Origin of the sequence: Sutterella seckii, from assembly GCF_009183815.1 — a bacterium.
Taxonomy (GTDB): Bacteria; Pseudomonadota; Gammaproteobacteria; order Burkholderiales; family Burkholderiaceae_F; genus Sutterella; species Sutterella seckii.
This window is the reverse complement of record NZ_WEHX01000096.1, coordinates 1-8,704: the sequence shown is the minus strand read 5'-3', so window position 1 is coordinate 8,704 and position 8,704 is coordinate 1. Positions and strand designations below refer to the sequence as shown.

Genomic DNA, 8,704 nt, shown 5'->3' with positions numbered 1-8,704 from the left:
CGGCCGTCGAGGGTTGTGGTGGTTTTATCTTCATAACTCATTTATCAATTATAACATAACCGTAGCCAGTTGTCAACTATTTTGTGCCTATGTTAATAATGATCTTCATTTCCGAGGCGGAAAATGGTTTTGCATAACGCCCGCTTAATCTTCTGCTGATACGCTCGAGGGGTCATTTTTCAGAGTGTTATCTCTCCTCCAGGACCCCCATGATGAAGACAACCTGTCTCGCCGCTCTCTGTGCGGCGCTTCTTGCAGCCACGGGCTTTTCGGGCTCCGCAGCGGCGGCGGAAAGCGCCGCTCCCCAGGTGCAGCAGCGCCAGCCGATTCCGCTCTCCCTTGCCCGCGTCGCAAAGAATCTCGGCAAGCCCGGCGTGTACGTTTTTGACTGCAACCCCGAGGACATCTACGAGCAGAGCCATCTGAAGGGATCGATCCACGCCAATGTGGAAGGGTGGGAGAAGCTTCTTCCTGCAGACAAGAAGAATTCCTTCATCATCCTTTACTGCATCAACCGTCTCTGCAATGTCTCCTTTGAGGCTTCTCTCAGAGTGATTGAGCTCGGCTACGAAAACGTGTACCTCATGCCCGACGGCATTCAGGGCTGGGTGCAGAACGGCTACGAATTTGAAGGTCTCGGCCGCAAGGACCGCGGCATTGAGGCGGCTCGCCTGAAGCGCGAGGCCGCCAAGCAGCAGTAAAAGCCGGCACCTCGGGTGCAGCCATGTTTTCTCCGGGGAAAAGCCTTTTTTGCCCGGAGCGTTCTTTTTTTGAAGGAAGTCCTGAAATGTCGCAATCTCGTCCCGCATTTGTGAGCAGCATCGTGATGACTGCGGTTGGTCTCGTTCTGGCTGCGGCGCTCTTCTGGTGGCTGCCGCACTGCCACACCGAAATGGTGATGAAGTGCGTCTGGATGACCCGCGCTGCGGCGGGCGCTTCGCTCGTCATCGCGGCTCTGGGCGTCGTCATGATGTTTTCGCCTTCTGCGGGAGCCGCGATCGGCGCGCTTGCCGGCATCATCTTCACGGCAATGCTTGAGATGGCGCTTGCGACAGTTCTGATCGGACCGTGCCCCAATCCGATGATGGGATGCCACGCCGTGACGCAGCCGACCATTCTCGTTGCGGGCGCCCTTATCGCTCTCGCTGCGCTCGCTGAAATGTGGCGCCTCTCAAAGCTTGCGCGCTGAGATTCGGCCGCTGACTTTAAGGGAGCCATTCTCATATGACACCGATCACGACGCTTCGCATTGCGGCCGCCAACGTTTCGCAAAAGCCCCTGCGTTCGCTTTCGCTCGCGCTCATTGCCGCCGTCTTCACCTTCATGCTTTTTTCGGGTTCAATGATTGCGGCCAATCTTCAGGCCGGCATTGAATCTCTTTCCGCACGCATGGGTGCAGATCTTCTCGTCGTGCCGCAGGGCGAGGGGAAGAAGATCGAAAGCGTCATTCTGAGGGCGGAGCCGTCCACCTTTTATCTCGATGCAAAGCTCCTCGACACGGTGAGAAAGCTCCCGGGCGTCGCGCAGGCCTCGGGGCAGCTCTTCATTTCGTCTCTTGACGCCCAGTGCTGCTCCGTGAAGGTGCAGCTGATCGGCATTGACGAGAAGACGGACTTCGTCGTGGCGCCGTGGCTCAGGAAGGCGGCCGAGAAGCCTCTTGAAGGCAATGAAGTCATCGTCGGCGACTATATCTTCGGCGACATCGGGTCGGAGCTCACCTTCTACGGGCAGAAGTTCAAAATCGTCGGGCGCCTGGCGGCAACCGGCATGGGATTCGATTCGTCCATCTTCATGACGATTGAGGCGGCGAGAAAGCTCGGCGAAATCGCTTCTCCCGAAAAGAAGGATGAAATTGCGAAGAGCCTCTCCTCGATCCTTGTGCGCGTCAATCCGGGCGTTGACCCGATTACGGTTTCGGACGGACTCTTTGACGAGCTCGGGCTCGGCGCCAACGTGAATTTCGTCTTTGCGTCCAACATGATGAGCGACACGTCGGCAAAGCTCCAGAAGATCGTTGCGGTGATGTATTCCGCAGCGGGCGGCTTCTGGGTGATTGCAGCCCTCATCATGCTGATCGTCTACTTCTTTGCCTTCAGCGAACGGCAGCGTGAATTTGCGACGCTGAGGGCGCTGGGCGCCTCGCGCTCCCGCGTGATCCGCATCGTCATGTCGGAAGCCTTCATGATTTCGACGGCGGGTTCCTGTGCCGGCGTGCTGATCGGCGCAATTGCGGTTACGAGCTTCTCCACGGCCATTTCGCGCGCGATCGGGCTTCCCTATTTGGCCCCTGCGCCTGAAGCCTGGATCTTTGCACTCATTGCAAGCCTTGCCGCCGGCATTGCGACGGTTCCGCTCGCGGCGCTCCCGACTGCCTGGCGCATCGGGAATCGCGACATCTACACGACGCTTCGCGAAGGGGATTGATCATGACCATGCTGATTGATGCAAGGGACCTCGGGAAGCGCTACGAACGGGGCGGGCGCCCCTTCTGGGCTTTAAGAGGCGCATGTCTTCAGGTTTCGTCCGGAGACTTCGTGACCGTCCTCGGACGCTCGGGTTCCGGCAAATCGACGCTTCTCAATATCCTGGTCGGGCTTCTGCCGCCGACAGAGGGGACGGTTTCGCTCATGGGCGAAGACATCTCGAAGCTCGACGACGCGAAGCGCTCCGGCCTCAGAAATGCTCACGTGGGCTATGTGCCGCAGAGCGCCGGCCTCATTCCGACCCTCACCATCCTCGACAATGTTCGTCTCCCCTGGTACCTGGCAGGAAAGAGAGATGCGGAGCCGGAGGGGAGGGCTGAGGCGCTTCTTGAAGAGGTGGGCCTGAAGGATCTCGGGAGCCAGTTCCCGAGCGCGCTCTCGGGCGGCGAACTGAGGCGCGTTGCAATCGCGCGCGCGCTCATGTGCTCGCCCGACGTCATCGTCGCCGACGAACCGACTTCGAATCTCGATCCGGCAAGCGCCCGGGGCGTTGTCGATATTTTCCGCGCCATTGCTCAGAAGGGCGGGGCAGTCCTGATGGTGACGCACGACACCTTCAGTCTCGACGCATCGACCCGGCTCTACGACATGGCGGAAGGGCGCCTCGAAGAGCGCCCGAAGAGCGCTTGAATCCATTCATCTTTTTTCTTGAGAGGGAACGCAAAAATGTTCAGACGCGAGATTATCTGTGCGGCAGCCAGCGCCGCCCTTCTTCTTTCGACGGGCTTCGCGCATGCGGCAGGCTCCGCCGAAAACAGCAACTATGACCCGAAGTATCCGTTCCCCGTTCCCGGCAAGGTGACGGTGGTCGATTTCGGCGCCACCTGGTGCGCGAGCTGCCCGGAAATGGAAGAGCTCATGAAGCAGATGCAGAAGGAGTACGGCGACCGCGCCGCCTTCGTCACGATCGACATCGACAAGTGGCGCGGCATTGAGGACGTCTTCCTCATCGATCAGATGCCTGCGCAGATTTTCTATGACGCCAAGGGCGAGCCCATCTGGAAGCACACCGGGTCAGTTGATGCCGACACCATGCGCGAGCGCGTCAACATTCTGATCGAAGGTTCGAAGTCCTAAAGCTTCCGCTCAGGGCATTGAGCCGCATTGAAAGAGCGCTTTTCCAGAGTCTTCAGAGAAGGCTCGGAAAGGCGCTTTTTTATGCGCCCGGGGGGACATGAGGAACAACCATGAGTGGCGCATTTTGACAGTAAGTTGACGTGCGCTGGCATCGTGCGATTTAGGGTCAACACCCTATATTGCTTCCTGAACAAAGCGGATAGTCGGAAAAATCAAGAGGCTCGAAGCTTTGTGTGTGTCAACCATTTTCCTCATAGTCTGTCAGATTACGCCAGAGCTGTGTGTTGCGGATTCTGAGGAAAAATCAACCCTCCCCCAGGACCGCAAAATGAATCCGAAGCAGGATACTTCGCAGCAAGCCCCCAAGAAGAAGGGCTTCAAGATGCCCGACATCTACATTATTCTCGGGCTCTTCATTCTTCTCATGGCAGTGCTCACGTACGTTGTTCCTGCCGGCCAGTACGATCGCCAGGTCGTTGAAACTGCGCACGGCGTACAGAACCTCGTCGTAGCCAACACCTATCATGCCGTCGCGCAGAACCCTGCCGGCTGGCTTGAGATCATCACGGCCATTCCGTTCGGCTTTGAACGTGCCGCCGGCATCGTCGTCCTCACCTTCATGGTTGGCGCCTGCATGGGCCTCATCAAGCGCGCCGGCCTGATCGACCTCGGCGTTCAGCGCCTTTCCCGCGCGGTCGGCCAGTCCGAGTTCCTCGTGGCTCCGGTGCTCATGATCGTTCTCTCGATGCTCGCCGCCTTCATCGGCGTGCCGGAACTTTCGCTCGCCTATCTGCCGGTCTTCCTCCCGCTCTTCTATCGTCTCGGCTATGACGGCATGACCGCTACCGCGGTTGCGCTTCTTTCGCCCTGCATCGGCTTCACCTTCGGCATCACGATTCCGGGTTCGGTCGGCATGGGTCAGCAGATTGCCCAGATCACGATGTTCTCGGGCTCCGGTCTTCGCGCCGTTGTTCTCGTGATCGCGGTTGCCGTCACGATCGCTTATGTGATGCTCTACGCGGCCCGCGTCAAGAAGGACCCGAAGAAGAGCCTCACGTACGATACCGACCAGGAACTCAAGGAACAGTTTGCTCAGGAAGAAGCTGAAAAGACGCAGGGCGCCGCGCTCACGTTCACGCAGCGTCAGGTCTATGCGGGCGTCTCCTGCCTCATCATGTTCCCGATCGCCGTCTACCTCATCCTTTCGATGAACCTCGGCTTTGAAGCGATCGGTGGCCTCTTCCTCGCGATCGGCATCATCGCCGCGATCATCGCGGGCAAGACTGCGCAGCAGATCTGCGACGACATCAATGCCGGCATGCGCGACCTGATGGTCGGCGCTCTCCTCTGCGGCGTTGCCTCCGCTATCGCCGTCGTGATGGACAAGGGCGTCATTACCGACACCATCGTCTACTGGCTCGAGCAGCTCCTCGCCACGACGCCTCCGGCGCTCTCCGCCATCGCCATCTTCTGGGAACAGGCCATCTTCAACGCGCTCATTCCTGGCGCCACGGCCCTCACCATTCTGACGATGCCGATTCTCTCGCCGCTCGGCTCCCTCCTTGACGTTTCGCAGCAGGCCATCGTTTCTGCCAACGCCTGGGGCGGCCAGCTCACGGACATCTTCTTCCCGACCTCCGGCTTCTTCATCGCCACCCTCGTGATCGCCAAGGTCGAATACACGAAGTGGATCCGCTTCTATACGCCTCTGATGCTCATCCTCGGCGCCATCTGCTGCGTCGCGCTCTACCTGCAGCAGCAGCTCGGCCTCAACTTCTAATGGAGTGAAAGAAGCAAATGCTCGATCTCATCATCCGCAATGGCCAGGTCGTTACCACCGAAGCCGTTGAGTCTCTCGACATCGGCGTGAAGGACGGCGTGATCGTTCGCCTTGCGAACCGCATCGAAGAGCCTGCCCGCGAGGAAATCGACGCTGCCGGCGAATATGTTCTCCCCGGCATGGTTGATCCTCACATGCACCTCTCCGAGCCCGGCCGCACCGAATGGGAAGGCTACCGCACGGGCACGCAGGCCATGGCTGCCGGCGGCATCACCTCGTTCGTCGAGATGCCCCTCAACCAGATCCCCTGCACGACGGATATTCCGAGCCTTGAAATCAAGCTCAAGTCCGCCGAAGACCAGTGCTGGGTCGACTATGCCCCGATGGGCGGCCTCGTTCCCTGGAACCTTGCCGACCTCGCGCCCCTCGCGGACGCCGGCGTTGCCGCCTTCAAGGCCTTCGTCGCGACCTGCGGTTCCGGCAAGCCCGGCGACTTCAAGAACGTGACTGACTGGGAGCTCTATCAGGGCGCCCGCGAAATCGCGAAGAAGGACGGCCTTCTCGTCGTCCACTGCGAAAACGCGACGATCACGGACGGGCTCGGTGCTGAAGCCCGCGCGAGCGGCAAGAAGTCGTTGTCCGACTACGTTGCCTCCCGCCCGATCTTCACGGAAGTCGAGGCTGTGCATCGCGTGCTCATGATCGCGGAAGCTGCCGGCTGCCGCATTCACATTGCGCACTGCTCCTGCCCTGAAGCGGTTGAAGAGGTCGAGCGCGCCCGCGCCCGCGGCGTCGACGCGAGCTTCGAGTCCTGCCCGCACTACTTCCTCCTTGCGACCGAGGACCTCGATGCGATCGGTCCGAAGGCCAAGTGCTCGCCCCCGATTCGCGACCGCGCTAACCAGCGCCGCATGTGGGAGCTCCTCGCCGAAGGCCGGATCGAGATGCTCGTTTCCGACCACTCGCCCTGCACGATCGACCTTAAGTCCTCGGACAATGCGTTCGACGCCTGGGGCGGCATCAGCGGCTGCCAGAACTGCGTCGACGCCATGTTCGACGAAGCGGTTCTGAAGCACGGCATCAGCCCCGTCACGCTCGCGAAGGCGCTCTCCACCGGAGCGGCCCGCCGCTTCCGCCTGAAGGGCAAGGGAGAGATCGCGCTCGGCTTCGACGCCGACCTCGTTCTCATCGATCCGAAGACGAGCTACGTGCTCAAGGCCGAGGACCTGCTCTACAAGAACAAGTTCTCCGCCTATGAAGGCCGCCGCATCGACTGCCGCATCACGCACACGCTCGTGCGCGGCAATCTCGCCTGGAGCCTTGAAAAGGGCGCTTCCGAGAAGCCGATGGGCCGCCGCATGACGATTGCCGCTTAAAGACAATCACATGCTGCTGAGGCGTTCCCTCTGAGAAACGCCTCCAGGAAAAGCCGGGAAGGGAGTTCATCCGACTCCTCCCGGCTTTCTGCTGTTTACAGGGAACCCTTTATTTATCGACCCTTCTGTGCACACATAAACAAGATTTCTGCTGCGGCATTTGCGGCTCCTTCGGCCTAAGGAAAAGTCATTAGACACCATACAGATGTCATTGTGCGCCACGAAGCTTTTTATAAGGGTATTTTCTGAGGTGGAGTGTTTCGCATAAACACATATAAATCAATTAAATAGACAGAAAACTTATTTGACGCAAAAAGCCATTTTCTTGTCGCCTAAAGCTATCGACCCGAGGCGCCGCTCTTCTGAGAATACGGGTGTTGCAGAAAACAACAAATAAGAAACTTTTCCGAGGAGCGCCACACCATGGACGATCGAACTTCGACGCAGGCAATAACAGAGAGCGTTCTCGCGAACAAGGATTTACTACCCTCAAAACAGACCTGGAACTGGTACAACATCTTTGCTTTCTGGATGTCGGACGTTCACAGTGCGGGCGGCTACATTTTTGCCGGCACGCTCTTCTCTCTGGGTCTGGCCGGCTGGCAGGTCTTTGTTTCCCTTATCGTCGGCATTGTCATCATTCAGGGACTTGCCAACATCATCGGCGTCCCGAGCCAGAAGCTTGCCGTGCCGTTCCCGGTGATTTCGCGCATGACGTACGGCGTCTTCGGCGCGAACATCCCGGCTCTCATCCGCGGCGGCATTGCCGTCGTCTGGTACGGCATCCAGACTTATCTCGCGAGCGCGGCGCTCATGATCGTCGTGCTCTACGAATGGCCTGATCTCGTGAGCCTCACGCACGACAACATTCTCGGCCTCTCCACGCTCGGCTGGTACTGCTTTGCCGCCATGTGGGTTCTCCAGACGGCGCTCTTCCTCTGCAACATGGAAGCCATCCGCCGCTTCATGGACTGGGCAGGTCCGATCGTCTACATCGCCATGCTTGTGCTGATGGTGCTGATCGTGCGCGAAGCCGCCTGGGAAAACATCAGCTTCTCGCTCACCGAAAAGGAAATGGGCGTGAGCGAAACCATCTGGACCATGATTGTGGGCGCTGCGCTCGTTGTCTCCTACTTCTGCGGGCCGACACTTAATTTCGGCGACTTCTCGCGCTACGCGAAGAGCCCGTCGCAGATGAAGCGCGGCAACTTCTGGGGCCTCCCCGTCAACTTCGTCTTCTTCTCGCTCATCGCGGTAGTGACGATTTCGGGCACGCCCGTGGTCTTCGGCGAACTCATCGTCGACCCGATTGAAGTGATGGGCAAGCTCGACAACAAGACGGCAGTGCTGATTCTCGGCCTCACGATGCTGATTGCCACGGTGGGCGTCAACATCGTAGCCAACTTCGTGTCGGCAGCCTTCGACATCTCGAACATCTTCCCGAAGTACATCTCCTGGCGTACGGGCGGTCTGGTTGCTTCCGTTCTTTCGGTTGCGCTTCTGCCCTGGAATCTCTTCAGCTCGCCGGAGGTGATTCACGTGACGGTCGACGTTCTCGCCGCCCTTATCGGCCCGGTCTACGGCATCCTCATCATCGACTACTACTACATCAAGCGCCGCCATGTGGTCGTGCACGACCTTTACAGCACGAGCCGGGAAGGGAGCTATTGGTACCGTCACGGCGTCAACTGGAAGGCGGTTGCCGCACTCATCCCCGCGGGCATTGCGAGCGTTGCAGCAATGATGCTTGACTCCGGCAGCGGCATCGGCAACTTCACCTTCTTCATCGGCGCCTTCATCGCTGCGGGCGTCTATCGCTGGATTGCCAATTCCGACATCATCCGCGACTAACCATTCTCCTTCTGAAAAGGTCCCCTGAACGGAGGACATTAAGGGGACTTCCATAAAATAAATGCCTGTAAATTCTGAAAATTTCAGAGTTTACAGGCATGAAAAATGGGTGTTTTGTGTTATAATTGAATTTGCGA

At 58.7% G+C, this 8,704-nt stretch carries 8 protein-coding genes; all 8 read left to right on the top strand.

The genetic code is table 11. The annotated features are described in order from the left end of the window. The first annotated feature begins 209 nt into the window (after positions 1-209). The 8 genes from GBM95_RS10110 (at position 210) to GBM95_RS10075 (ending at position 8,567) form a co-directional block, all read left to right on the top strand. Positions 210-701 (top strand): rhodanese-like domain-containing protein, encoded by a 492-nt coding sequence (locus tag GBM95_RS10110; RefSeq protein WP_226963271.1) that lies wholly within the window; start codon positions 210-212, stop codon positions 699-701. Between the two features lie 86 nt (positions 702-787). Next, the gene (locus GBM95_RS10105; protein ID WP_152158979.1) at positions 788-1,189 is read left to right on the top strand and encodes a DUF4418 family protein; all 402 of its coding nucleotides are present in this window, start codon (positions 788-790) and stop codon (positions 1,187-1,189) included. Positions 1,190-1,224: 35 nt separating this feature from the next. Next, entirely contained in the window at positions 1,225-2,424 is a 1,200-nt protein-coding gene (locus GBM95_RS10100; RefSeq protein ID WP_152158978.1) for an ABC transporter permease, read from the top strand. Between the two features lie 2 nt (positions 2,425-2,426). Next, positions 2,427-3,113 (top strand): ABC transporter ATP-binding protein, encoded by a 687-nt coding sequence (locus tag GBM95_RS10095; RefSeq protein ID WP_226963270.1) that lies wholly within the window; start codon positions 2,427-2,429, stop codon positions 3,111-3,113. 36 nt (positions 3,114-3,149) lie between these two features. After that, the gene (locus GBM95_RS10090; RefSeq protein ID WP_152158977.1) at positions 3,150-3,560 is read left to right on the top strand and encodes a TlpA family protein disulfide reductase; all 411 of its coding nucleotides are present in this window, start codon (positions 3,150-3,152) and stop codon (positions 3,558-3,560) included. A 328-nt stretch (positions 3,561-3,888) separates the two neighbouring features. After that, on the top strand, positions 3,889-5,340 hold the full coding sequence (locus GBM95_RS10085) for a YfcC family protein (protein ID WP_152158976.1): 1,452 nt from the start codon (positions 3,889-3,891) through the stop codon (positions 5,338-5,340). A 17-nt stretch (positions 5,341-5,357) separates the two neighbouring features. Continuing rightward, positions 5,358-6,716 carry an allantoinase AllB gene (gene allB, locus GBM95_RS10080; protein WP_152158975.1) on the top strand — a complete coding sequence of 453 codons (1,359 nt, stop codon included), beginning with the start codon at positions 5,358-5,360 and terminating at the stop codon, positions 6,714-6,716. A gap of 423 nt (positions 6,717-7,139) precedes the next feature. Then, positions 7,140-8,567, top strand: a complete 1,428-nt coding sequence (locus GBM95_RS10075) for an NCS1 family nucleobase:cation symporter-1 (RefSeq protein ID WP_152158974.1) — start codon at positions 7,140-7,142, stop codon at positions 8,565-8,567. The last annotated feature ends 137 nt before the right edge of the window (positions 8,568-8,704 follow it).

Coding starts and splice junctions, on each gene's coding strand:
- GBM95_RS10090 (WP_152158977.1), top strand. CDS start 3,150: ATGTTCAGACGCGAGATTATCTGTGCGGCAGCCAGCGCCGCCCTTCTT.
- GBM95_RS10100 (WP_152158978.1), top strand. CDS start 1,225: ATGACACCGATCACGACGCTTCGCATTGCGGCCGCCAACGTTTCGCAA.
- GBM95_RS10095 (WP_226963270.1), top strand. CDS start 2,427: ATGACCATGCTGATTGATGCAAGGGACCTCGGGAAGCGCTACGAACGG.
- GBM95_RS10085 (WP_152158976.1), top strand. CDS start 3,889: ATGAATCCGAAGCAGGATACTTCGCAGCAAGCCCCCAAGAAGAAGGGC.
- GBM95_RS10110 (WP_226963271.1), top strand. CDS start 210: ATGATGAAGACAACCTGTCTCGCCGCTCTCTGTGCGGCGCTTCTTGCA.
- allB (WP_152158975.1), top strand. CDS start 5,358: ATGCTCGATCTCATCATCCGCAATGGCCAGGTCGTTACCACCGAAGCC.
- GBM95_RS10105 (WP_152158979.1), top strand. CDS start 788: ATGTCGCAATCTCGTCCCGCATTTGTGAGCAGCATCGTGATGACTGCG.
- GBM95_RS10075 (WP_152158974.1), top strand. CDS start 7,140: ATGGACGATCGAACTTCGACGCAGGCAATAACAGAGAGCGTTCTCGCG.